This window comes from Mesorhizobium sp. WSM4810 (assembly GCF_055811235.1).
The window spans coordinates 124,709-146,885 of the sequence record NZ_JBVVQV010000003.1; the positions used below are offsets into that span (position 1 = coordinate 124,709).

The 22,177-nt window shown below is 62.9% G+C and carries 22 protein-coding genes; 9 read left to right on the forward strand and 13 right to left on the reverse strand.

Annotation, left to right across the window (positions count from 1 at the left end):
- Positions 1-33: 33 nt before the first annotated feature.
- The 5 genes from AC0L3O_RS05745 to AC0L3O_RS05765 all read left to right on the forward strand — a co-directional run bounded on the left by AC0L3O_RS05745 (position 34) and on the right by AC0L3O_RS05765 (position 6,008).
- Positions 34-1,446: an aminotransferase-like domain-containing protein gene (locus AC0L3O_RS05745; protein WP_473615070.1), complete on the forward strand. Its 1,413-nt coding sequence runs from the start codon at positions 34-36 to the stop codon at positions 1,444-1,446.
- Positions 1,447-1,589: 143 nt separating this feature from the next.
- Positions 1,590-3,830 (forward strand): phosphoribosylformylglycinamidine synthase subunit PurL, encoded by a 2,241-nt coding sequence (purL, locus tag AC0L3O_RS05750; RefSeq protein WP_473615071.1) that lies wholly within the window; start codon positions 1,590-1,592, stop codon positions 3,828-3,830.
- An 80-nt stretch (positions 3,831-3,910) separates the two neighbouring features.
- Positions 3,911-4,144, forward strand: coding sequence for a BolA/IbaG family iron-sulfur metabolism protein (locus AC0L3O_RS05755; protein ID WP_023798252.1), 234 nt, complete (start codon positions 3,911-3,913; stop codon positions 4,142-4,144).
- A gap of 173 nt (positions 4,145-4,317) precedes the next feature.
- The gene (gene grxD, locus AC0L3O_RS05760; protein ID WP_023798253.1) at positions 4,318-4,653 is read left to right on the forward strand and encodes a Grx4 family monothiol glutaredoxin; all 336 of its coding nucleotides are present in this window, start codon (positions 4,318-4,320) and stop codon (positions 4,651-4,653) included.
- Positions 4,654-4,763: 110 nt separating this feature from the next.
- Positions 4,764-6,008: a multidrug effflux MFS transporter gene (locus AC0L3O_RS05765; RefSeq protein WP_287237517.1), complete on the forward strand. Its 1,245-nt coding sequence runs from the start codon at positions 4,764-4,766 to the stop codon at positions 6,006-6,008.
- 13 nt (positions 6,009-6,021) lie between these two features.
- Here AC0L3O_RS05765 and AC0L3O_RS05770 read toward each other — a convergent pair whose 3' ends face one another.
- The 8 genes from AC0L3O_RS05770 to AC0L3O_RS05805 all read right to left on the reverse strand — a co-directional run bounded on the left by AC0L3O_RS05770 (position 6,022) and on the right by AC0L3O_RS05805 (position 12,663).
- Positions 6,022-6,423: a hypothetical protein gene (locus tag AC0L3O_RS05770; protein WP_473534546.1), complete on the reverse strand. Its 402-nt coding sequence runs from the start codon at positions 6,421-6,423 to the stop codon at positions 6,022-6,024.
- An 86-nt stretch (positions 6,424-6,509) separates the two neighbouring features.
- A complete protein-coding gene (gene ppaT / locus AC0L3O_RS05775) occupies positions 6,510-7,688 on the reverse strand; it encodes a pyridoxamine--pyruvate transaminase (protein ID WP_473615073.1) in 1,179 nt (392 codons plus the stop codon).
- Between the two features lie 131 nt (positions 7,689-7,819).
- Positions 7,820-8,647: an inositol monophosphatase family protein gene (locus tag AC0L3O_RS05780; protein WP_128173170.1), complete on the reverse strand. Its 828-nt coding sequence runs from the start codon at positions 8,645-8,647 to the stop codon at positions 7,820-7,822.
- Positions 8,637-9,524 (reverse strand): tRNA 2-thiocytidine(32) synthetase TtcA, encoded by an 888-nt coding sequence (gene ttcA, locus AC0L3O_RS05785; protein ID WP_473534547.1) that lies wholly within the window; start codon positions 9,522-9,524, stop codon positions 8,637-8,639. Before ttcA ends, AC0L3O_RS05780 begins: the two co-directional genes overlap by 11 nt.
- A 136-nt stretch (positions 9,525-9,660) precedes the next feature.
- Positions 9,661-10,278, reverse strand: a complete 618-nt coding sequence (gene rpsD / locus AC0L3O_RS05790; RefSeq protein WP_023798277.1) for a 30S ribosomal protein S4 — start codon at positions 10,276-10,278, stop codon at positions 9,661-9,663.
- Between the two features lie 321 nt (positions 10,279-10,599).
- Positions 10,600-10,788, reverse strand: a complete 189-nt coding sequence (locus AC0L3O_RS05795; protein WP_473534548.1) for a DUF3008 family protein — start codon at positions 10,786-10,788, stop codon at positions 10,600-10,602.
- Between the two features lie 62 nt (positions 10,789-10,850).
- Positions 10,851-11,663, reverse strand: coding sequence for a glutamate racemase (gene murI / locus AC0L3O_RS05800; RefSeq protein ID WP_473534549.1), 813 nt, complete (start codon positions 11,661-11,663; stop codon positions 10,851-10,853).
- A gap of 151 nt (positions 11,664-11,814) precedes the next feature.
- A complete protein-coding gene (locus AC0L3O_RS05805) occupies positions 11,815-12,663 on the reverse strand; it encodes an RNA methyltransferase (protein ID WP_473615074.1) in 849 nt (282 codons plus the stop codon).
- Positions 12,664-12,880: 217 nt separating this feature from the next.
- Between AC0L3O_RS05805 and AC0L3O_RS05810 the strand changes: the two genes are divergently transcribed.
- Together AC0L3O_RS05810 and AC0L3O_RS05815 are read left to right on the forward strand one after the other, a co-directional pair.
- Positions 12,881-14,092 (forward strand): NADP-dependent isocitrate dehydrogenase, encoded by a 1,212-nt coding sequence (locus AC0L3O_RS05810; protein ID WP_287317578.1) that lies wholly within the window; start codon positions 12,881-12,883, stop codon positions 14,090-14,092.
- A gap of 8 nt (positions 14,093-14,100) precedes the next feature.
- Complete coding sequence (locus AC0L3O_RS05815) at positions 14,101-14,727, forward strand: glutathione S-transferase family protein (RefSeq protein WP_473534551.1); 627 nt, start codon at positions 14,101-14,103, stop codon at positions 14,725-14,727.
- A gap of 205 nt (positions 14,728-14,932) precedes the next feature.
- Here the strand turns inward: AC0L3O_RS05815 and alaS are convergent, their stop codons facing one another.
- Both alaS and recA read right to left on the reverse strand, forming a co-directional pair.
- Entirely contained in the window at positions 14,933-17,599 is a 2,667-nt protein-coding gene (gene alaS / locus AC0L3O_RS05820; RefSeq protein ID WP_473534552.1) for an alanine--tRNA ligase, read from the reverse strand.
- A 288-nt stretch (positions 17,600-17,887) separates the two neighbouring features.
- On the reverse strand, positions 17,888-18,985 hold the full coding sequence (gene recA / locus AC0L3O_RS05825) for a recombinase RecA (protein WP_023798282.1): 1,098 nt from the start codon (positions 18,983-18,985) through the stop codon (positions 17,888-17,890).
- Between the two features lie 273 nt (positions 18,986-19,258).
- Here recA and AC0L3O_RS05830 point away from each other — a divergent pair, with 273 nt between their 5' ends.
- The gene (locus AC0L3O_RS05830) at positions 19,259-20,191 is read left to right on the forward strand and encodes a PfkB family carbohydrate kinase (protein ID WP_473534553.1); all 933 of its coding nucleotides are present in this window, start codon (positions 19,259-19,261) and stop codon (positions 20,189-20,191) included.
- Positions 20,192-20,206: 15 nt separating this feature from the next.
- Here the strand turns inward: AC0L3O_RS05830 and AC0L3O_RS05835 are convergent, their stop codons facing one another.
- Positions 20,207-20,530 carry a TfoX/Sxy family protein gene (locus AC0L3O_RS05835; RefSeq protein WP_473534554.1) on the reverse strand — a complete coding sequence of 108 codons (324 nt, stop codon included), beginning with the start codon at positions 20,528-20,530 and terminating at the stop codon, positions 20,207-20,209.
- Positions 20,531-20,620: 90 nt separating this feature from the next.
- On the opposite strand from AC0L3O_RS05835, the gene AC0L3O_RS05840 reads away from it, so the two are divergent.
- Positions 20,621-21,118 (forward strand): GFA family protein, encoded by a 498-nt coding sequence (locus tag AC0L3O_RS05840; protein ID WP_473615076.1) that lies wholly within the window; start codon positions 20,621-20,623, stop codon positions 21,116-21,118.
- A gap of 194 nt (positions 21,119-21,312) precedes the next feature.
- On the opposite strand, the gene sufA is transcribed toward AC0L3O_RS05840, so the two are convergent.
- Positions 21,313-21,693: a Fe-S cluster assembly scaffold SufA gene (gene sufA / locus AC0L3O_RS05845; RefSeq protein ID WP_473534555.1), complete on the reverse strand. Its 381-nt coding sequence runs from the start codon at positions 21,691-21,693 to the stop codon at positions 21,313-21,315.
- An 89-nt stretch (positions 21,694-21,782) separates the two neighbouring features.
- Positions 21,783-22,175, reverse strand: a complete 393-nt coding sequence (locus AC0L3O_RS05850) for an SUF system Fe-S cluster assembly protein (RefSeq protein ID WP_473534556.1) — start codon at positions 22,173-22,175, stop codon at positions 21,783-21,785.
- Positions 22,176-22,177 lie beyond the last annotated feature (2 nt).

Sequence of the window (22,177 nt, forward strand, 5' to 3'; positions counted from 1 at the left end):
TCTCAAAACGGTGCAATATAGAAAATTGTCACCATGACAAATTGGCTTCCCGACCTTTCCGCCGGCTCCGGGCCGCTCTATCAGCGGCTTGCAGATTCCATCGAAACGGACATCGACCGTGGCGTGATCGCCGCCGGGGCAAAATTGCCGCCGCAGCGCGATCTGGCATACGACATCGGCACGACCGTCGGCACGGTCGGCAGGGCCTACCAATTGTTGCGCGAGCGGGGCCTAGTGAGCGGCGAAGTCGGACGCGGAACCTATGTGCTTGGCCGGCATGACACCAAGACCGATCTGCTGGCGCCCGACCCGCAGGTGGAAGGCACGCGCTATATCGATGCGCCTCGCGGCAAACTGCGCTTCGACAGCACGACTGCGCCTGATACCGGCCAGGGCGCCATTGTCGCCGATGTGCTTTCGCGCACGGCGCAGGAGCATCCGTACGAGATTTCAAGCTATACGCGGGATTTTCCCAACCGCTGGGTCGAGGCCGGCTGCAGCTGGCTGTCGCGAAATTCGTTTCGCCCAAGCCCCGATGGCATCGTTCCGACGCTCGGCACCCATGCCGCGGTTATGGCGGCGATTGCCGCGCTGACCACGCCCGGCGACTATATCGTCTTCGAGCACCTCACCTATTCGCAGATTTCTCGCAGCGCCGGCCTGATCGGCCGCCGCACCGCGCTGGTGACGTCGGACGCGGAAGGGCTCGATCCAGAGGATTTCGAGCGCGTCTGCGCGCAAAAACACCCGAAAATGATGTTCCTGATGCCGACGGCACAGAACCCCACACTGGTGACACTGTCGGCAACGCGCCGCGAGGCCATCGCGCGCGTCGCGCGCGAATACAATGTCATCCTGATCGAGGACGATCTCTATGGCGATCTGACCGACGACCCGACGCCGCTCCTGGCCGAATATGCCCCCGAACGGACCATCGTTGCCGGCGGCCTGTCGAAATCGGTTGCGGCCGGCGTTCGCGGCGGCTGGCTCGCCTGTCCGCCGGCCTATCGCCACCGGATCCGGGTCGCTCACAAGATGCTGACGGGTGGCCTCCCCTTCCTGCTGGCGGAAGTGTGTAGCCGACTGGTTCTGTCCGGCCAGGCCAGCGAGATGCGCAAGCGCAGCATCGTCGAGATCAACGCGCGCGTGGCGATCGTGCGCGAGACACTAGCCGGGTTCGACTTCAACGCACTAGACAATGTGCCCTTCGTCTGGCTCACCCTGCCCGATCCATGGCTTTCCGGCACCTTCAAGAACGCCTGTCTCGAACATGGCGTGCTCATCGACGACGAGGACGAGTTCAAGGCCGGGCGTTCCGAGCAGGTTTTTCACGGCGTGCGGTTTGGCGTTTCACAGCCGGAGCGACGAGAGGACATCGCCGGCGGCGTCGGCGTGATCCGGCGGCTGCTGGACGAGGGCCGCGCCGGCTACGACAGTTTCTCCTGAACCGGCTTGAAACCGGCGGGCGGAGTGGCGATCTTTCGCTCCTTGCTGCACCCTTTCCATCGTTTTTCGTCGCTTGATGGGTGTATCGGCTGCAAAGCTTGCGATAAGACGGGACTCGATCCCAAGGACATAAATTGCCGCCCATGACCATTTCTAATTCCGTGCCGATCACTCCGGAACTCATTGCCGCGCACGGGCTGAAGCCCGACGAATATCAGCGCATCCTCGACCTGGTCGGGCGCGAGCCGAGCTTTACCGAGCTCGGCATCTTTTCGGCGATGTGGAACGAGCACTGCTCGTATAAATCCTCGAAAAAGTGGCTGCGCACGCTGCCCACCACCGGGCCGCAGGTCATCCAGGGCCCGGGCGAGAATGCCGGCGTGGTCGATATCGGCGACGGCGACTGCGTGGTCTTCAAGATGGAGAGCCATAACCACCCCTCCTTCATCGAGCCCTATCAGGGCGCGGCGACCGGCGTCGGCGGCATCCTGCGCGATGTCTTCACCATGGGCGCGCGGCCGATCGCGGCAATGAACGCACTGCGCTTCGGCGCGCCGGACCACCCCAAGACCAGGCACCTCATCGCCGGCGTCGTTGCCGGCGTCGGCGGCTACGGCAATTCCTTCGGCGTGCCGACGGTCGGCGGCGAGGTCAATTTCGACGCGCGCTACAATGGCAACATCCTGGTCAACGCGTTTGCGGCGGGGCTGGCCAAGACCGATGCGATCTTCCTGTCGGAAGCCAAGGGAGTCGGCCTGCCGGTCGTCTATCTCGGCGCCAAGACCGGCCGCGACGGTGTCGGCGGCGCCACCATGGCCTCGGCCGAATTCGACGACAAGATCGACGAGAAGCGGCCCACCGTCCAGGTCGGCGACCCGTTCACCGAAAAATGCCTGCTCGAAGCCTGCCTCGAACTGATGGCGTCCGGCGCCGTCATCGCCATCCAGGACATGGGTGCTGCCGGCCTCACCTGCTCGGCGGTCGAGATGGGCGCCAAGGGCGACCTCGGCATCGAGCTCGACCTCGACAATGTGCCGGTGCGCGAGGAGCGCATGAGCGCCTATGAGATGATGCTGTCGGAGAGCCAGGAGCGCATGCTGATGGTGCTGCGCCCCGAAAAGGAAAAGCAAGCCGAGGCGATCTTCCACAAATGGGGCCTCGACTTCGCCATCGTCGGCAAGACAACCGACGATCTGCGCTTTCGCGTGCTGCACCAGGGCGACGAAGTCGCCAATCTGCCGATCAAGGACCTTGGCGACCAGGCGCCGGAATATGACCGTCCCTGGACCGAGCCGAAGAAGCCGGCGCCGCTGGCGGCCGGCGATGCACCGCAAGCGGATGTCGCTGAGGCGCTGCTGAAACTGCTTGGCGGGCCCGACCTGTCCTCGCGTCGCTGGGTATGGGAACAATACGACACGCTGATCCAGGGCAATTCGCTGCAGCTTCCGGGTGGCGATGCCGGCGTGGTGCGCGTCGAGGGCCATCCGACCAAGGCGCTCGCCTTCTCCTCCGACGTGACGCCGCGCTATTGCGAGGCCGACCCTTACGAGGGCGGCAAGCAGGCGGTGGCCGAATGCTGGCGCAATCTTACCGCCACCGGCGCCCTGCCGCTCGCGGCCACCGACAACCTCAATTTCGGCAACCCGGAACGACCCGAGATCATGGGCCAGTTGGTCGGCGCCGTGAAAGGCATCGGCGACGCCTGTCGCGCGCTCGGCTTTCCGATCGTCTCCGGCAATGTCTCGCTCTACAACGAAACCAACGGGCAAGGCATCTTGCCGACGCCGACCATCGGCGGCGTCGGACTGATCGCCGACTGGTCCCAGATGGCGCGGATCGGCTTTGCCGCCGAGGGCCAGATGATCCTGCTGGTCGGCGCGCCGGCGATGTGGGGAACGCATCTCGCCCAGTCGGCCTATATGCGCGACATCCATGGCCGCACCGACGGCCCGCCGCCGCCGGTCGATCTCGACCATGAAAAGCGCGTCGGCGACCATGTGCGCGCCCTGATCGCCTCCGGCGTCGTCACATCAGCGCATGACGTTTCCGATGGCGGCATTGCCGTCGCGCTGGCCGAGATGGCGATGGCGTCCGGCATCGGCGCGACCGTCCCCGGCCTGGTCGGGACCGATCCGATCCCGGTCTGGTTCGGCGAGGATCAGGGCCGCTACCTCTTGACACTGTCGATCGATCCGCAAAGCAAGGAATGGGACGCCATTCGCGAACAGCAGAGCAAGCTCGGCATCTTCGCGCCGTGGATCGGCTCGACCGGCGGCAGCGACCTGAAACTCGGCGAGGCGCGGGCGATTCCTGTCGGCGAATTGACCGCTGCCCACGAATCCTGGTTTCCTCGCTTCATGGCAAATGAGGTCGTGGACCCCTGATTTGATCGAGCGGGGTCGTTGCGGTGTGGTTCATCCGCCGTTTCGATCATATCTATGAGATCTGAACAAGGAATCCTCACATGGCAATGGACGCGCACGACATCGAACGGTTGATCAAGGAAGGCATTCCGGACGCCAAGGTGACGATTCGCGACCTGGCCGGCGACGGCGACCATTATGCGGCCGAAGTCGTGGCCGAGAGCTTTCGCGGCAAAAGCCGCGTCCAGCAGCACCAGATGGTTTACGACGCGCTGAAGGGCAATATGGGCGGCGTGCTGCACGCGCTCGCACTGCAGACCAGCGTGCCGGAATAGGCTTTTTTAGGGCTTGCTGGCTTGGGAAGATAGCCGTCCGATGCTCTTGGCCCAGGCCATCCTTTGCGCCATTTGCGTGACGAGGCGGCAAACGTCTTGTTTCAGGCAACCTATGGGTTTATTTGAAAGGGTATGTTTCGAGCCCGGCTCCCGCGGGCATGAAAGGATTTTCTATGAGCGGTATCAACGACTACATCGACAGCGAAGTGAAGGCCAACGACGTCGTTCTCTTCATGAAGGGCACGCCCGGTTTTCCGCAATGCGGATTTTCCGGTCAGGTCGTGCAGATCCTCGACTACATCGGGGCCGACTACAAGGGCGTCGACGTGCTGACCTCGGCCGAGCTGCGGCAAGGTATCAAGGAATACTCCAACTGGCCGACAATCCCTCAGCTCTACGTCAAAGGTGAGTTCGTCGGCGGTTGCGACATCGTCCGCGAGATGTTCCAGGCTGGCGAACTGCAGACGTTCCTCGTCGAAAAGGGCGTCAGCGTCAAAGGCGCCGCCTGACGAACATTTAGGGCACTTCGCCAAGCTGATTATCTCCCCGGTATCGGGGCACAAGACGAATGAATGCGCCGGTGCGCCGGCGCTTTTTCGTTTGAAGATCGGACTTTGCCGTGGATCAGCATGCAGAAGCGCAGCAACAGGCAAGCACCTTGCCTATTCCGCGCTGGGAATTCATCGCGCTGTGCGCGGCGTTGATGGCGCTCAACTCGCTGGCCATCGACATCATGCTGCCGGCGCTGCAGCAGATCGGCGCCTCGCTGGGCGTGGAAAATGAAAACCATCGCCAATATGTGATTGCCGCCTATATTCTCGGCTTTGGCGGCGGACAGCTCTTCTTCGGGCCGATCTCGGACCGCTTCGGACGCCGCGCTCCGCTCGTCGTCGGACTGGTTATCTACGTCGCCGCGGCGAGTGCGGCGGCAATCGCCCCGACATTTGCCACGCTTATTCTATGCCGGGTGGTGCAAGGCATCGGCGCGGCGGCCACACGCGTCATCGCCGTCTCGATCGTGCGCGACACCTTCGACGGTCGGCGCATGGCCGAAGTCATGTCGCTGATCTTCATGGTCTTCATGGCCATTCCGGTGGTGGCGCCAGGCATCGGCCAGGTCATCATGCTGTTTGCCTCCTGGCACTGGATCTTCATCACCATGGCGGCCGGGGCGCTGATCGTGTCGGCGTGGGCGCTGCTGCGGCTGCCCGAAACGCTGCATCCCGAATATCGCCGGCCGCTGACGGCATCATCCGTCCTTGGCGGTTTCCGCATCGTGCTGACCAATCGCATCGCGCTATGCTATGCCTTCGCCAGCACTTTTGCCTTCGGTGCGATGTTCGGCTTCATCAACTCGGCGCAGCAGATCTATGTCGACGTCTTCGGCGTCGGCGAGATGTTCCCGGTGATTTTCGCAGGGATCGCCGGCGTGCTCTCCTTTTCGAGCTATCTGAATTCGCGCCTTGTCGGCCGCATCGGCATGCGCCGCCTGTCGCAAAGCGCGCTGCTCTTGTTTCTGGCCATCAGCCTCGCCTGGCTGGTCGTTTCCATCCAGATGAAGATGCCGCTCTGGCTTTTCATCACCTTCTTTGCCTGCACGATGGTCCCGTTCGGCGCACTCGGCGCGAATTTCAACGCGCTCGCCATGGAGCCGCTCGGCCAGTTGGCCGGGACAGCGTCGTCCATTCTGGGCTTCATGCAGACCTTCCTCGGCGGCGTGCTCGGCACGCTGATCGGCCAAGCCTTCAACGGCACGGTGACGCCCTTGGCCGCCGGATTCTGCAGCGTTTCGCTTGGCGCATTGGTGATGGTGCTGATCGCCGAGCGCGGCAAATTCTTCCAGCCGCAGAACCCGCCGGTTTAAGGCCGAACGCGTTTCAGGATTCATCCCCGCTCGCTGCGGTGAAGCGAGGGAACAGCAAACGCCCTGCGATCGCCCCACCCATCCTGTCCGAAACCGGCAGTGGCAGAGCCTTGTCGAGGGCCTCGAGGACGGAAGCGACGAAAGCCCGGTTGAGGCTGCCATCACCCCCCAGACGGGAGTAGGTGGCGCGAGGCTTGCCGATAAGTGTGCCGTTTCGGCGAATTGAGAACTGCAGCGTCAGGGTCATGCCCGCGGTTCCGGGCGGCGGCTCCCAACAGGCGACGATCGCGGAGAACATCTCGTTTATGGTGTCGACGGGTTCGGGACTGCGACAGCCGCGCTCCTGCGATGTTGCCGCGTTAGGACCGGCAACCAGGGCAAGGGTAAGGGCGACAATTGCGGACCGAGGTTTCATCTCGGGTCTCCGGTTTCGCGCGATAAATGTAATCGAATTTATCGACGAAAGCTTCCATCGAGTATCAGCGCTGCGGATGGATCCTTTCAGACGTCGGCGTCGATAACGGCGAGCGCCGCATCGATGCCTTTGCCGACCGCAAGCTTTTCGCCCAATGCATTCATCGCGCCGCCAAGTGCCGTCAGCGCCGCGATCGCATAGATCGGCTGGGCGGTCGGGCCCATATGGCCGATACGCGTCAGCTTGCCCAATGTTTCGCCGCGGCCAGACGAGAACACCACGCCGTAGCGGGCGCGTGCGGCCTGGCGAAGCGCCTCCTCGTCGATGCCTTCGGGTGTCCTGACAGCGGTCGTGGTCGGCGATGCGATGATGTCGCTGGCCGCCCAGATCGACAGACCCATGGCGGCGACCCCGGCGCGCATGGCCTTGGCGGTGAGCGCGTGGCGCGCCCACACCGCCGCCGGTCCCTCGTTGAGGTAGAGGTCGAGCGCAACGTCGAGCCCGTTCATCTGCGCGACGGACGGCGTGAACGGAAACGGCTTGTCCTTCGACCACGTATGCTCCCAGTCGACGATGCTGAGCATCGATCCGCGTGGCGTTGCCTCGTTGGCCTTCATCTTCGCCCAGGCCCGCTCGCTGACGCCCATCATCGTCAGACCAGGAGGCGCGCCAAGGCATTTGTTCGGGCCGGTGACATAAACATCGGCCTTGCAGTCCTCCGGATGCGTTTTCATGCCGCCGAAGGACGAAACGGCATCGACGATCAGATAGGCGCCATGCGCCGAAACCAGCGCGCCGATGGCGTCGATCGGGTTGATGGTGCCCGACGGGGTGTCGTGATGGCAGACGGAAACGATGCTGATTTCCGGATGCGCTGCCAGCATTGCCGCAACCGCCTGCGGGTCGATCGCCTCGTTATAGGGCACCTCGATTTCGAGCAGATGCGGCGAATAGCGCTTCGCCCAATAGCCAAACGCCTTGCCGTAGACTCCCGAGGCAAGGTTGAGCACGACGTCGTCGGGCGTGATCAGGGAGGCTGCCGCCGCCTCCAGGCCAAGCACCGGCTCGCCATGCAGGATGACCGGCTTGTTCGACAGCCGCATCGCCTTCTGCGCCTTGTCGACCACACGCTCGTAAAAGAGCTGGAACGCCGGGTCGTGATCGTAGAGCACGGTGCGGCCGAGGCCGCGCAGCACGTCGGGATAGGCGTTCACCGGCCCGGCAGTAAGCGTGATGACCGGTTCGGCGTGTTCGAGATAGCGCATGGTCTTGTCTCCGCATCGGCGGCGATCGGCCGTAGAAATGCATGTAAGTCTTGAAGTTCTCCATGTCGTGCGAATGCATCAGCTCGGCGCCACAATCCTCGGCTGGCTTCATCCGGCCGATGCCAAACGGCCTATTCCGCCCACAGTTCCCGGCGCAGTTCGCGCCAGCTTGCTTCGTCCGGTGCGACAAGAAGGCCACCGCCGACATGCGACGGCCGATAGGTGCTGCCGTCGAAACGCGCGGCGTAACCACCGGCCTCGGCATGGATCAGCACACCGGCCAGATGATCCCACGGCATCAGCTTGTTGTAGACGATGAAGTGGGCGTGGCCGCTCGCCAGCAGGCGGTATTCGTGAGCCGCGCAGCGATAGCCGAATTGCGACAAGGATTTCGTCTGGTTGCGCGCCAGCCGTGACCGTTCCGGCTCGGGCATATATTGCCAGGAAACCGCGCCGGTCATTTGCGAGAGCGGCGCAGGCTCGGCGACATGCACCTTCTCCAAAGTGCCATGCGCATGCCGTATGTGGCTGCCAGCACCGCTGGCGCCGATCAGCCAGTCCTTGCCGATGGGATCGTGAATGATGCCGGCGACGGTCTCGCCCTTCACCACGACGCCGAGCATGACGCCGAACAGCGGCACGCCGGAGGCGAAATTGAAAGTGCCGTCGACCGGATCGATGACGAAGGCGAGATCGGCTTCGCCGAGGCCCTGGAGCAGCGCCGGGTCGTCGGAGCAGGCTTCCTCGCCGACGATCATCGCCTGCGGGTAGCGCTCACGCAGCCTGACGGTGATGAGCCGCTCGGCACTCACATCGGCCTCCGTCACCAGATCGGCTGCCGAGGTCTTCTGGCGGATGTCGCCCTCATCCAGCCGGCGAAAGCGCGGCATGATCTCGGCAATGGCAGCGTCGGACAGAAGCGTGGCGAGCCAGTCGATCGCGGTATCGTCAAATGTCATCGGGAACGTCTTGCCTTGCGGTCAGGGTTTCGTTGAGTCCGGCGAAATCGAACAGCTTTCTGTCGAGCAGATGCGAGGGCCGCACATTGGTCATGGCGTGGATCATCGTGTCCTTGCGGCCGGGCATGCGCTTTTCCAGGTCGTCGAGCATCGCCTTCATCGCATTGCGCTGCAAGCCGTCCTGGCTGCCGCACAGATCGCACGGAATGATCGGGAACTTCATGGCGCCGGCGAATTTTTCGAGATCGGCCTCGGCGCAATAGGCGAGCGGCCGCAGCACCATGACGTCGCCGTCGTCGTTGAGCAGTTTTGGCGGCATGGCGGCGAGGCGTCCGCCATGCAACAGGTTCATGAAAAAGGTTTCGAGAATGTCTTCGCGGTGGTGGCCGAGCACCAAAGCCGAGCAGCCCTCCTCGCGCGCGATGCGGTAGAGATGGCCGCGCCTGAGCCGCGAGCACAGCGAACAATAGGTGCTGCCCTGGGGAAGCTTGTCGGTCACCACCGAATAGGTGTCCTGATATTCGATGCGGTGCGCAATGGCGTATGTGTTGAGATAATCGGGCAGAATGTGCTTTGGAAAGTTCGGCTGGCCCTGGTCGAGATTGCAGGCCAGCAGGTCGACCGGCAGCAGCCCGCGCCATTTGAGGTCGAGCAGCAACGCAAGCAGGCCGTAGGAATCCTTGCCGCCGGACAAGGCGACCAGCCAGCGATCGCCGGGCCTGACCATCGAAAAATCGTCGATCGCCTGACGGGCGAGACGCAGCAGCCGCTTGCGCAGCTTGTTGAATTCGACGGAGGACGGCACATCGGCAAACAGCGGATGAAAGCCGCCTGCGGCGTCAGTGATCGGTTCGATTGTTTCTGGCAGCATGTTCATGGCGCGGCGGCCCAAAAATCCTTGTTGCTGCCCGGAGTAGCGCATCGGCCCGAAAATCGAAATCGATTTTCGGAGCCCCAAAGAAAAGGCCGCCTCGAGGGCGGCCTTCGATGATGTCGCAGATGAAAAAAATCAATCAGCGCGAATAGAATTCGACGACCAGGTTCGGTTCCATCTGCACGGCGAAGGGAACATCCGACAGCCCGGGGATGCGCCCGAAGGACGCCGTCATCTTGTTATGGTCGACCTCGATGTAATCAGGCACGTCGCGCTCAGCCAGGCCTACCGATTCCAGGACGATCACCAGCTGCTTCGACTTTTCGCGCACTTCGATGACATCGCCCGGCTTGCAGCGGTACGAGCCGATGTTGACGCGCTTGCCGTTGACATTGATGTGGCCGTGATTGACGAACTGGCGAGCGGCAAAAATGGTCGGCACGAACTTGGCGCGGTAGACGACCGCGTCGAGACGAGACTCGAGCAGGCCGATCAGATTCTCCGAGGTGTCGCCCTTGCGGCGGTTCGCCTCTTCATAGACCTTGCGGAACTGCTTTTCCGACACGTCGCCGTAGTGACCCTTCAGCTTCTGCTTGGCACGCAGCTGCAGGCCGAAATCGGAAAGCTTGCCCTTGCGGCGCTGGCCGTGCTGGCCAGGACCGTATTCGCGCTTGTTGACCGGGGACTTCGGGCGGCCCCAGATGTTTTCGCCGAGACGGCGGTCGATCTTGTATTTCGCGGATTCGCGCTTGCTCATCGCATTCCCTTTCAAAAAGACACACCCGGCACCTCATGGTCCGGGTGAAGGAAACGCGCCCTCCTCTGGCCCCCGTTTTCGAGACCTGACAGGGTTCTCCCACGCAACGCGGCGGAAAACCCACGGGACACGTCATTGCACATAAAGAAACCACCGGACGTTGCGGCCCGACGTTGGGGGCTGATTAGACGGAGATTTGACTGGTGTCAAGGTCGCGGTAGGCGTCGATGATGGCAGCCGATACGCCGCGGTATCCCCGCGCGCTGTGTGCGGGACCGCGGCTATCAATCATGGGACCTGTCCTGCAGGTGGGACAAGCGGCTAGTGTTTCGATTTCTTCTCGGGCAGGCCCTTGCGCTTGGTCTCGGCGAACTCCTCGAGCTGCTTTTCGCTCATCGATTTGTACATTCCCTTCGAAGCGCCCTTGAGCTCGCTCTTCTTGGTCTCGCCACGCTTGGCGGACAATGCCGCGCCGGCGGCTTTCTGCTGGGATTTTGAAGTGGCTGGCATGATCGTTTCTCCCGTCTTGCGATGAGAGAAAAACGCAGCGGTCGTGGTGATGTTCCCAGATATCAGGAAATCGCCAGCCCAAACCCCTGAATCAGGCAGCGAGTCGGGAAATCGGCCCGCTTCGAGGTGAAGACAGCAAGGTCGGCGCCTTCCGGCAACGCCTCGCCGCGGTGGCTGGCCTCGGCGCCCGCGAGCAGCGAGAGCGCCCGTCGCGCGATCGCCTCGGCGGGATCGAGCCAATCGACCGGCCAGGGTGCCGTCTTGCGCATGCGATTGGCCAGAAAGGGATAGTGGGTGCAGGCAAGCACGACGATGTCGGTCCGCAGTTCGTCATGTTCGACGAAGCACGGCGCGATCTCGGCACGCACCGCCTCTTCATCGACAAAGCCATCGCGCATATAGACTTCGGCCAGTCCTGCCAGATTGTCGCTGCCAACCAGGCGGACATGGCATTTCTGCGCCCATTTGCCGATCAGGTCGCGGGTATACTGGCGCTTGACTGTGCCGGGCGTCGCCAGCACCGAAACCAACCCGGAGCGCGTGCGTTCCGCTGCCGGCTTGATCGCCGGCACCGTGCCGACGAAAGGATGACCGGGAAATCTTTCGCGCAACGCATCGATGACCAGAGTCGAGGCGGTGTTGCAGGCGATGACCGAAATGGCCGGCGAAAAACGATCAAGCAGCTTGCCGAACAGCTCCAGCACATGTGCCCTCAGTGCCGCTTCCTCCCAAGCCCCGTAAGGGAAAGCCGCGTCGTCGGCGACATAGACGAAGCGGCGGTCGGGCATCAGCACCCGCGCTTCGCGCAGCACCGTCAGGCCGCCGATGCCGGAATCGAACATCAGGATCGGGCGGGCGCTTGAAGGATCGGTCATTGTCATCGTCTACAGGAGAAGGCGGAGAAGGCTGCGGGTCCGCGGCGGGAAGATGGTCACAAATCCCTATTCATCATTTTAGGCCTGATCCATCATTTTTGGGATGATGGACCACAGCAAATAACATTCGGTTACGGCTAGAGCCTGTCTCTCAGGCCTGGTCCTTGTCTGTCGCCTTGGCGGCGCGGGCCGCTGCCGGAAGCCGCCTGGGATCATCGCCCGGCGATCCGTCGCCGCGCGGCATGGCCGGCGAAAACCTGTCCAGCGATGATATTATGCCGCGCAGCACCTTGAGCTCCGGCTCGGCGAAGCCGGCGCGCGTCAGCACCGCGCGCAGGTTGTCGACCATTTTCGGCTTCTTCGCCGCCGGGCGGAAATAGCCGCGCGCTTCGAGCGCGCCTTCCAGATATGCGAACAGGCCGTGCAACTGTTCCTTGGTCGCCGGCATCATGTCGGGACTGGAAAAGTTGGTTTTGGTCTCGTCTTCCAGGCCCGACTTCATCCACTCATAGGACATCAGCAAGGCGGCCTGGGCGATGTTGAGCGAGGAGAAGGCGGGATCGACCGGGAAGGTGACGATCTCGTCGGCGAGGCCGACCTCGTCATTGTAGAGCCCGAACCGCTCGCGGCCGAACAGGATGCCGGTGCGCTGTCCGGATCGCTGCCGCGCTCTCAGCGCCCTGCCCGCCTTGACCGGTCCGCGCACCGGTTTGAAATTATCGCGCGCGCGCGCCGTGGTGGCGAAGACGAAATTGAGGTCGGCGACCGCCGAGGCCAGATCGTCATATACTACTGCGGCATCGATGACGTGATCGGCGCGGCTCGCGGCAGCGCGCGCCTTTTCGCTCGGCCAGCCGTCGCGCGGATTGACGAGGCGCAGCTCGGACAAACCGAAATTCGCCATGGCGCGCGCGACCATGCCGATATTCTCGCCGAGCTGCGGCTCGACCAGGATGATCGCCGGGCCGGTGGCAGGAAGGATGTCGTTGCTGGCTTGCATTGTCTCAATGAACTGCTGTTTGCGGCATTTCAGCGTCCCCTGCCATATCCGGCCGCGAAAATGAAGCTTTGGCAAGGAGCGGCCGATGCCAGGGGCGAGCCCGCTGGCGCGGATCGCCGTTTGCGCGGCCAAAAATGCTTTGATATACGGGCCGCATCCCCGGCCAAAGCCATGCGGGCAAGGCCGTTCCGATCCCCAACAATGAGGCATTCTTTCCATGGCGAAGATCAAGGTGGCGAACCCGGTCGTCGAACTCGACGGCGACGAGATGACCCGCATCATCTGGCAGTTCATCAAGGACAAGCTGATCCACCCCTATCTCGACCTCAAGCTTGAATATTACGACCTCAGCGTTGAGCACCGCGACGCCACCAACGACCAGGTGACCATCGATTCGGCCAATGCCATCAAGAAGCATGGCGTCGGCGTGAAATGCGCGACGATCACCCCCGACGAGCAGCGTGTCGAGGAATTCGGGCTGAAGAAGATGTGGAAGTCGCCGAACGGCACCATCCGCAACATCCTCGGCGGCACCATCTTTCGCGAGCCGATCATCATGAAGAACGTGCCGCGGCTGGTGCCCGGCTGGACCAAGCCGATCATCGTCGGCCGTCATGCCTTCGGCGACCAGTACCGCGCCACCGACTTCCGCTTCCCCGGTAAGGGCAAGCTGACGATCAAGTTCGTCGGCGAGGACGGCAAGGTGATCGAGCATGACGTGTTCGAGGCGCCGGCCGCCGGCGTCGCCATGGCCATGTACAATCTCGACGACTCGATCCGCGAATTCGCCCGCGCCTCGCTCAATTACGGCCTGCTGCGCAACTACCCGGTCTACCTCTCGACCAAGAACACCATCCTCAAGGCCTATGACGGCCGCTTCAAGGACATTTTCCAGGAAGTCTACGAGGCAGAGTTCGAAGCCGAGTTCAAAGCCAAGAAGCTCTGGTACGAGCACCGGCTGATCGATGACATGGTTGCCTCCAGCCTGAAATGGTCGGGCGGCTATATCTGGGCCTGCAAGAACTATGATGGCGACGTTCAGTCGGACACCGTGGCGCAAGGTTTTGGGTCGCTCGGCCTGATGACCTCGGTGCTGATGACGCCGGACGGCAAGACGGTGGAGGCAGAGGCGGCGCACGGCACCGTTACCCGTCATTATCGGCAGCACCAGAAGGGCGAGGAAACCTCGACCAATTCGATCGCCTCGATTTTCGCCTGGACGCGCGGCCTGGCGCACCGCGCCAAACTCGACGACAATGCCGAGCTGATGCGTTTTGCCGAGACGCTGGAAAAAGTCTGCATCCAGACCGTCGAAGCCGGCTTCATGACCAAGGATCTGTCGCTGCTGATCGGTCCCGACCAGCCATGGCTTTCGACCACCGGCTTCCTCGACAAGATCGACGAGAATCTGCAGAAGGCGATGGCCTGACCAGCGCTGTGAGCAGGCCCGTCGTCTACGGGGCGGACTACAGCGTCTATGTGCGCATCGTCCGCCTCGCACTCGAGGAAAAAGGCATCGGCTACGAACTCGTGCCGGTCGACATCTTTGCGGCGGACGGCATTCCGGGCTGGTATCTCGACCATCAGCCGTTCGGCCGCATCCCGGCCTTCGAGCATGACGGGTTCCGCCTCTTCGAGACCAGCGCGATCGCCCGCTATGTCGACGAAGCCTTCGAAGGCCTCACGTTGCAACCGGCCGAAGCCCGATCTCGCGCACGTATGAACCAGATCATCGGCATGCTCGACGCCTATGCCTATCGGGCCATGGTCTGGGATGTCGCCGTCGAGCGACTGGAGAAAACAACGCCCGACGAGGCTTTGATCGCCAATGGGCTTCTGCAGGCGAGAACGACACTTAAGGCGCTCTCATCGCTGAAAGCCGAGGGGCCGTGGCTGTTGGGAGCGCAACTGACGCTGGCCGACCTGCATGCAGCACCCATTATCGGCTATTTCGTCAAGGTCACTGAGGGGCAAAACCTGCTGGCCGAGTTCGCCGATATCCAGGCCTGGTGGGGTCACATCACCGGACGGGAGAGTTTTGCGAAGACCGAAAAGGCCGGGTGACAAAGTCCGAAAGGCCGAGGGACAGCACCCCCCTCTGTCCTGCCGGACATCTCCCCCTCAAGGGGGGAGATCGGATGTCACGATTGTTTTCGCCAATTTTCGACGTTTGTGAAAAAGGCAGGGCAATGAAGCTGCCAATCTCCCCCCTTGATGGGGAGATGTCCGGCAGGACAGAGGGGGGTGCCTCCAGACCTCCGGCGACCGATCAAGCCGCCTCCAGGGCCGCCTTCACCGCAGCGATCGCGTCTTCGGCCCTCGAGGCGTCCGGGCCGCCGGCCTGGGCCATGTCAGGCCGACCGCCGCCGCCCTGCCCGCCCAATGCCGCGGACGCCACACGCACCAGATCGACAGCGCTGAAGCGGCCGGTCAGGTCGTCGGTGACGCCGACCACGACGCTGGCCTTGTTGTCCTCGCCGGCGCCGACGAAGACGACGACGCCGGAGCCAAGCGACTTCTTGCCGGCATCGGCCAACGGCTTCAAATCCTTTGGCGAAACGCCGGAAACCGCCTTGCCGAGAAACCCAACACCGGCAATGGTCTCGTTCTCGGCAGGCACGCCGGCTGGCGAGCGGTCGCCCAGCGCCAGCTTCTTGCGTGCCTCGGTCAATTCCTTCTCGAGCTTCTTGCGCTCGTCGAGCAGCGCCTCGACGCGCGCCGGCACGTCGGCCGGCGAAATCTTCAGCGCCGCCGCTGCCGCCTTCAGCCGCTTGTCCTGCTCGTCGAGATACTTTCTGGCCGCCTCGCCGGTCAGCGCCTCGATGCGGCGCATGCCGGCGGCGACGGCGCTGTCCGACACGATGCGCACCAGACCGATATCGCCGGTCGCCCTGACATGCGTGCCGCCGCATAGCTCGACCGAATAGGGCCGGTTGGCCCTGGCGCCATGCAAGCCCGTGCCCATCGAAACGACGCGCACTTCATCGCCATACTTTTCGCCGAACAGCGCCATGGCGCCTTCGGCAATGGCATCGTCAACCGACATCAGCCGCGTGGTGACCGGGCTGTTCTGGACGACGATCTCGTTCGCCATCCGCTCGACCTCTTCGAGTTCGTCAGGCGAGATCGGCTTGTTGTGCGAGATGTCGAAGCGCAGACGCTCGGGCGCGACCAGTGAGCCCTTCTGCGCGACATGGGTACCGAGCACCTCGCGCAGCGCTTCGTGGATCAGATGCGTCGCGGAATGGTTCGCGCGCAGCCTGGAGCGGCGCGCATGGTCGACCTGCAGCTCTACGGTCGCGCCCGTGTCGACGGTGCCGTCGGCCACCTTGCCGAGATGCACGAAAAGCCCGTCGGCCTTCTTCTGCGTATCGGAGATCTCGATTGAGAACCCTTCGCCTGAAATGACGCCGGTATCGCCCACCTGGCCGCCGGATTCGCCATAGAACGGCGTCTGGTTGACGACCACGGCAACCGCCTCGCCGTTGGCGGCGCTGTCGACGATCTTGCCGTCCCTGACCAGCGCCTGGATAAGGCCTTCCGCCTGCTCGGTCTCGTAGCCGAGGAACTCGGTGGCGCCATGCATCTCGCGCACCGGGAACCACACTGTTTCGGTCGCGGCCTCGCCGGAACCAGCCCAGCTCTTGCGCGCCTCCGCCTTCTGCTGCTCCATCGCATTGGTGAAGCCGGCAAGATCGACCGAGATGTTGCGCTGACGCAGCGCGTCCTGCGTCAGATCGAGCGGAAAGCCATAGGTGTCGTAGAGCTTGAAGGCGGTCTCGCCATCCAGCATGTCGCCGGCACCCAGCTTTTCCGTCGCTTCCGAAAGCAGGCCCAAGCCGCGCACAAGCGTCTTGCGGAAACGGGTTTCTTCAAGCTTCAGCGTCTCGGTGATCATCTGTTCGCCACGCACCAGTTCCGGATAGGCCTGGCCCATCTCGCGCACCAGCGCCGGTACCAGCCGCCACATCAGCGGATCATGGGCGCCCAGAAGCTGCGCATGGCGCATGGCGCGGCGCATGATGCGACGCAGCACGTAGCCGCGGCCCTCATTGGACGGCAGCACCCCGTCGGCCACCAAAAAGCAGGACGAACGCAAATGGTCGGCGATGACGCGGAACGATCCGACGGTGTCGGCATCCGGACCGCGGCCGAGCGCGGATGACGCAGCCTCGATCAGGTGACGGAACAGGTCGGTCTCGAAGACGCTCTCGACCCCTTGCAGAATGGAGGCCATGCGCTCCAGGCCCATGCCAGTGTCGATCGACGGGCGCGGCAGGTCGATGCGCTCGTCCTTCGTCACCTGTTCGTACTGCATGAACACCAGGTTCCAAAATTCGAGGAAACGGTCGCCATCCTCCTCGGGGCTGCCGGGAGGGCCGCCCCAGATGTGCTCGCCACGGTCGATGAAGATCTCCGAGCACGGACCGCAAGGTCCGGTGTCGCCCATCGCCCAGAAATTGTCCGAGGTCGGAATGCGGATGATGCGATCGTCGGAAAAGCCGGCGATCTTCTTCCAGTAGCCGGCAGCCTCGTCGTCGGTGTGATAAACCGTGACCAGCAGCTTGTCCTTCTTCAGCCCGAACTCCCTGGTGATCAGGTTCCAGGCAAGCTCGATGGCGCGCTCCTTGAAATAGTCGCCGAACGAGAAATTGCCGAGCATCTCGAAGAAGGTCAGGTGGCGCGCGGTGTAGCCGACATTGTCGAGGTCGTTGTGCTTGCCGCCGGCGCGAACACTCTTCTGAGCTGTCGTGGCACGCGAATAGGGTCGCTTTTCCAGGCCGGTGAAAACGTTCTTGAACTGCACCATGCCGGCATTGGTGAACATCAGTGTCGGGTCGTTGCGCGGCACCAGCGGGCTCGACGCGACGACCTCGTGACCCTCCTTGCGGAAATAGTCGAGGAATGTCGACCGGATCTCATTCACGCCACTCATGAATAACACTGCCTTTTAGCTTTAGAGAGAGCCGTCGGCCCGGCCGACGGCAAATGGACATGGCCTTTTAGCCGCCGCGTTGCACCCTGTCCAGAAACACGGTATTGGGCCAATTTGCGGGGCTTGCCGGTCATCTCGTTGCCGGCTTGCCGGTCATCTCGGCGCCACCGCTGAAACGCAAACCGCCGGCGCTAGGCCGGCGGTTCGAACGCAACAATACAGAACTCGATTACACAGGCTGGAGGTGATGTGCGGGAATCATGGCCAAACTCCGGCCATTGCCGAAGCCTACATGGCGCCAGCTTCGTCCTCGAAACCGTCGTCTCCGCCTTCGGAACCACCATTCTCGAGGAACTTCTCCGCAATCAGCCCGGCATTCTGCCGTAGTGCCAATTCGATCTCGCGCGCCGTGTCGGGATTGTCGCGCAGGAACAGTTTTGCATTCTCGCGGCCCTGGCCGAGACGCTGCGAATTGTAGGAGAACCAGGCGCCCGACTTTTCGACCACGCCGGCCTTGACGCCGAGGTCGACCAGCTCGCCGGTCTTGGACACGCCCTCGCCATACATGATATCGAACTCGACCACCTTGAAGGGCGGCGCCAGCTTGTTCTTGACCACCTTGACGCGGGTCTGGTTGCCGACGACCTCGTCGCGGTCCTTGACCGAGCCGATGCGGCGAATGTCGAGGCGTACCGAAGCATAGAATTTCAGCGCGTTGCCGCCGGTCGTGGTCTCGGGCGAACCGAACATGACGCCGATCTTCATGCGGATCTGGTTGATGAAGATGACCATGGTGTTGGAGCGCGAGATCGAGGCGGTCAGCTTGCGCAGCGCCTGGCTCATCAGGCGGGCCTGCAGGCCGGGCAGCGAATCGCCCATCTCGCCTTCGATTTCGGCGCGCGGCGTCAGCGCCGCGACCGAATCGACCACCAGAACGTCGATGGCGCCGGAACGCACCAGCGTGTCGCAGATCTCCAGCGCCTGCTCGCCGGTATCGGGCTGCGAGATTAAGAGGTTTTCGAGATCGACGCCGAGCTTGCGGGCATAGACCGGGTCGAGCGCGTGCTCGGCATCGACGAAGGCGCAGATGCCGCCCTTCTTCTGGGCCTCCGCCACAGTGTGCAGCGCCAGCGTCGTCTTGCCCGAGCTTTCCGGCCCGTAGATCTCGATGATACGGCCGCGCGGCAGGCCGCCGACGCCGAGCGCGATGTCGAGGCCAAGCGAACCGGTCGGCACCGTTTCGATCTCGACGACCTGCTCGTTTGCGCCGAGCCGCATGATCGAGCCCTTGCCGAAGGCACGCTCGATTTGCGACAGCGCCGCATCCAGAGCCTTTGATTTGTCCACCGTTTTGTCCTCTACAAGCCGCAAAGAATTCTGAGCCATGATACATCACCCCTTGGTCGTCAATGAAGGCCGGACAATCCGTAATCCTTACTAATTTGTACCTTTTTTGTTCTCGTCTGGCAAGGGGAGACAAACGATTGAAAAACCAACAGTATCCGGATTTGTTCTTTTTTTGTTTCGCGTTTTCACCCCAGGATGTATCCCGCTTCACCCGCAGGATTCTGCTGGGCATCTTCCGAATCGCGCTTCGGGTTGCCGGGTTCCGCCGGACAACCTAGTCTCCATCCGGGCAACAAGGTCATCTCACTGGGCATGATGAAGTCGCCGACGATCCTGGCAGTGGGCGGCGTCTATATCGAGCGGCGCGGCCGGCTTGCCGGCGCCTTTGTGCCGGCGGCGTCAAATCCCGGCATGATGCGCGAGGAGGTTGGCGGCGCCGTCTTCAATGCGCTGCGCTGCGCCGTGCGCCGCGGCGTCTCCGGCTCGCTGCTTTCGGTTCGCGGCGGCGATGTTCTGGCCGATACGGTCGCGCGCGCCGTCGCTGCGGCCGGCATTGCCGATCTGTCCGTGGTGTTCCTCGATCGCACGACGCCGAGCAACACGACGATATTCGACGGCGACGGCGCGCTGATCGTCGGTCTTGCCGACATAGCGCTCTACGACCTGGCGCTTGCCAAGCAGATCCGCCGTGCCAAGGTGCGCGAGGCAATCAGCACCGCCGATGCGGTTCTGTGCGACGCCAACCTGCCGTCGACGGCGCTCGAGCGGCTGGTGACGCTTGCAGCCGGCAAGCCGGTGTTTGCACTTGCCGTTTCGCCCAGCAAGGCGGCGCGGCTGACGCTGGTGCTGGAGTTTCTGGCGATGACCTTCATGACCCGGCACGAGGCCGGCGCGCTTACCGGCGCCGACGTCGATGCTGACGAGCGTGGCATTGTCGACGGCTTAAGACGCGCCGGCCTGAAAAGCGGCGTGGTCACCGCTGGCGACGGTCCAGTGCTCGGTTTCGACGAAACCGACGCCTTCTCGATCCTGCCGCCGAAAAAAGTCACGGACGGCGCCGCCGATGCGCTGGCGGGCGCAACGGTCGCCGCCCTGCTGCGCGGCCTGACGCTGCGCGCAGCGCTGCGCGACGGCGTTGCCGCGGCAATGCTCGCGATCGAAAGTGCCGGGCTTGTGCCGGGCTTAACGGCGGCAGACTTTGCCGACGCGCTGGCCCTTGTGCCCGAGCCGCAGGAATTGGCATGAGGTGACGACCAGCAGCTACTTGCCGGCCCGCAGCCCCGCCTCATAGGCCCGCCGCGCCCAGACCGCCATCTCATCCGGATCGTCGAAGGCGCTGTCGGGAACGCTCCAATACGGCATCGACACCAGCTTGCCGTGCCGCGACCCGGTATAGGTCCATTGCCGGCAGCCGGCCGCCTCGAATTCGGGCGCGCTTTCCGCGTCGGCCTTCAGCATCAATTCGCCACGCACCACGATGGCGACGATAACGCCATCAAAATAGATGCCCTTGCCACCGAACATCTTGCGAATGCTGACCGGGCCGAGGGCTTCGAAAAGTTCGGCAATGCGTTCATTGTCCATGCCGCAATCATGTCATCCGGATTTCCCCTTGTCATCGCCGCAACCGGCACCATCCTGACAAGTTGAAAACCAATTTCGTCCGAGTTTTTCATGCCGCTTCTGCTCAAAGGGTCCTGCCGGTGCAATGCTGTCCGCTTCGAGGTGGAAAGCCACACGCCGGTGCCTTTCATGCTGTGCTACTGCTCGATCTGCCGCAAGCAGCAGGGCGGTGGTGGCTTTGCCATCAATCTCGGCGCCGATTACGAGACGCTGAAAATCAAGGGCAAGCGCAATCTTGGCGCCTACCAGGCCGAGATCGAGGATGATGAGCATCCGCAGTGCGAGATCTCGTCAGGCGAGCGGAACTTCTGCAGGAAATGCGGATCGGCACTGTGGCTCTACGACCGGACCTGGCCGGAACTGGTCCACCCCTTCGCCTCGGCGATCGACACCGACCTGCCGAAACCGCCTGAAAAGGTGCACCTCATGCTGAAATACAGGGCGAACTGGGTCGAGCCCGAAATCGGCAAGGACGACAAGGTCTTCGACGTCTATCCCGAGGAATCGATCGCAGACTGGCACAAGCGAACGGGAATGTGGGTGGATTAGGTCCCTTCTCCCCGTTCGCATAGGCTAAGCCCCCTCACCCGGATTGCCAACCGAATTGCGAAGGGCAATTCGGGGCAATCCGACCTCTCCCCGAGGGGAGAGGAGGTGGCCAGCGTTGATGCAAGCCTCTTCTCCCCAGCGGGGAGAAGGTGGCCCGAAGGGCCGGATGAGGGGGACACGGGGGCGAAGGAAGATCAGGCCGATGCGCGCGCCTCGGCCAGGGCCTTCAGATCGGCCGGCTTGAGCTCCACCGATTCGCCGCAGCCGCAGGCCGAGCTCTGGTTCGGGTTGCGGAAGGTGAAGCCGGTGCGCAGCGTCGTCTGCTCGAAATCCATCTCGGTGCCGAACAGGAAAAGCGCTGCCTCAGGCGCGACATAGACATGGGCGCCGTCGCGCTCGATATGATCGTCCCTGGTGTTGGGCTCGGTCACCAGGTCGACCGTATATTCCATGCCGGCGCAGCCGCCCTTCTTGATGCCAAGGCGAATGCCATGCGCATTCTCACGGGTCGCGACGATCTCGCGAACCCGATCGGCAGCCTTTTCGGTCATCGTGATGACGGCGAAGCGTCCCATTCTTTTTCTCCGCGTTCGCGCAGGTTCAAGGCCTGCGGAATGAGTCTTCACCTAAAATGGTGAAGTTTTCTGCCTGGCGCAAGTGCGCCTCAATACCAGCCCACCGCGACCTGCGCCTCTTCCGACATGCGGTCGGGCGACCAGGGCGGATCGAAGGTCATGTTGACCTCGACGCCGGAAACGCCTTCGACGGCGCCGACGGCATTTTCCACCCAGCCCGGCATTTCGCCGGCCACCGGGCAGCCCGGCGCGGTCAGCGTCATGTCGATCTTGACCGAGCGGTCGTCCTCGATGTCGATCTTGTAGATCAGGCCGAGCTCATAGATGTCGGCCGGGATTTCCGGGTCGTAGACCGTCTTCAGCGCCGAAACGATGTCGTCGGTCAGCCGTGCCAGTTCGTCGGCGGGAATGGCCGAGGCGGAAACCACCTCATTGGTTACCGTTTCCGACGTGGTCTCAGCGGTGTGGCCTACATCATCCATGA

Coding starts and splice junctions, on each gene's coding strand:
- AC0L3O_RS05780 (WP_128173170.1), bottom strand. CDS start 8,647: ATGACATTTGACGATACCGCGATCGACTGGCTCGCCACGCTTCTGTCC.
- AC0L3O_RS05830 (WP_473534553.1), top strand. CDS start 19,259: ATGATGAAGTCGCCGACGATCCTGGCAGTGGGCGGCGTCTATATCGAG.
- murI (WP_473534549.1), bottom strand. CDS start 11,663: ATGACCGATCCTTCAAGCGCCCGCCCGATCCTGATGTTCGATTCCGGC.
- AC0L3O_RS05850 (WP_473534556.1), bottom strand. CDS start 22,175: ATGGATGATGTAGGCCACACCGCTGAGACCACGTCGGAAACGGTAACC.
- AC0L3O_RS05755 (WP_023798252.1), top strand. CDS start 3,911: ATGGCAATGGACGCGCACGACATCGAACGGTTGATCAAGGAAGGCATT.
- purL (WP_473615071.1), top strand. CDS start 1,590: ATGACCATTTCTAATTCCGTGCCGATCACTCCGGAACTCATTGCCGCG.
- AC0L3O_RS05805 (WP_473615074.1), bottom strand. CDS start 12,663: ATGCAAGCCAGCAACGACATCCTTCCTGCCACCGGCCCGGCGATCATC.
- AC0L3O_RS05835 (WP_473534554.1), bottom strand. CDS start 20,530: ATGGACAATGAACGCATTGCCGAACTTTTCGAAGCCCTCGGCCCGGTC.
- AC0L3O_RS05745 (WP_473615070.1), top strand. CDS start 34: ATGACAAATTGGCTTCCCGACCTTTCCGCCGGCTCCGGGCCGCTCTAT.
- ttcA (WP_473534547.1), bottom strand. CDS start 9,524: ATGAACATGCTGCCAGAAACAATCGAACCGATCACTGACGCCGCAGGC.
- grxD (WP_023798253.1), top strand. CDS start 4,318: ATGAGCGGTATCAACGACTACATCGACAGCGAAGTGAAGGCCAACGAC.
- sufA (WP_473534555.1), bottom strand. CDS start 21,693: ATGGGACGCTTCGCCGTCATCACGATGACCGAAAAGGCTGCCGATCGG.
- alaS (WP_473534552.1), bottom strand. CDS start 17,599: ATGAGTGGCGTGAATGAGATCCGGTCGACATTCCTCGACTATTTCCGC.
- AC0L3O_RS05795 (WP_473534548.1), bottom strand. CDS start 10,788: ATGCCAGCCACTTCAAAATCCCAGCAGAAAGCCGCCGGCGCGGCATTG.
- AC0L3O_RS05840 (WP_473615076.1), top strand. CDS start 20,621: ATGCCGCTTCTGCTCAAAGGGTCCTGCCGGTGCAATGCTGTCCGCTTC.
- rpsD (WP_023798277.1), bottom strand. CDS start 10,278: ATGAGCAAGCGCGAATCCGCGAAATACAAGATCGACCGCCGTCTCGGC.
- ppaT (WP_473615073.1), bottom strand. CDS start 7,688: ATGCGCTATCTCGAACACGCCGAACCGGTCATCACGCTTACTGCCGGG.
- recA (WP_023798282.1), bottom strand. CDS start 18,985: ATGGCTCAGAATTCTTTGCGGCTTGTAGAGGACAAAACGGTGGACAAA.
- AC0L3O_RS05770 (WP_473534546.1), bottom strand. CDS start 6,423: ATGAAACCTCGGTCCGCAATTGTCGCCCTTACCCTTGCCCTGGTTGCC.
- AC0L3O_RS05810 (WP_287317578.1), top strand. CDS start 12,881: ATGGCGAAGATCAAGGTGGCGAACCCGGTCGTCGAACTCGACGGCGAC.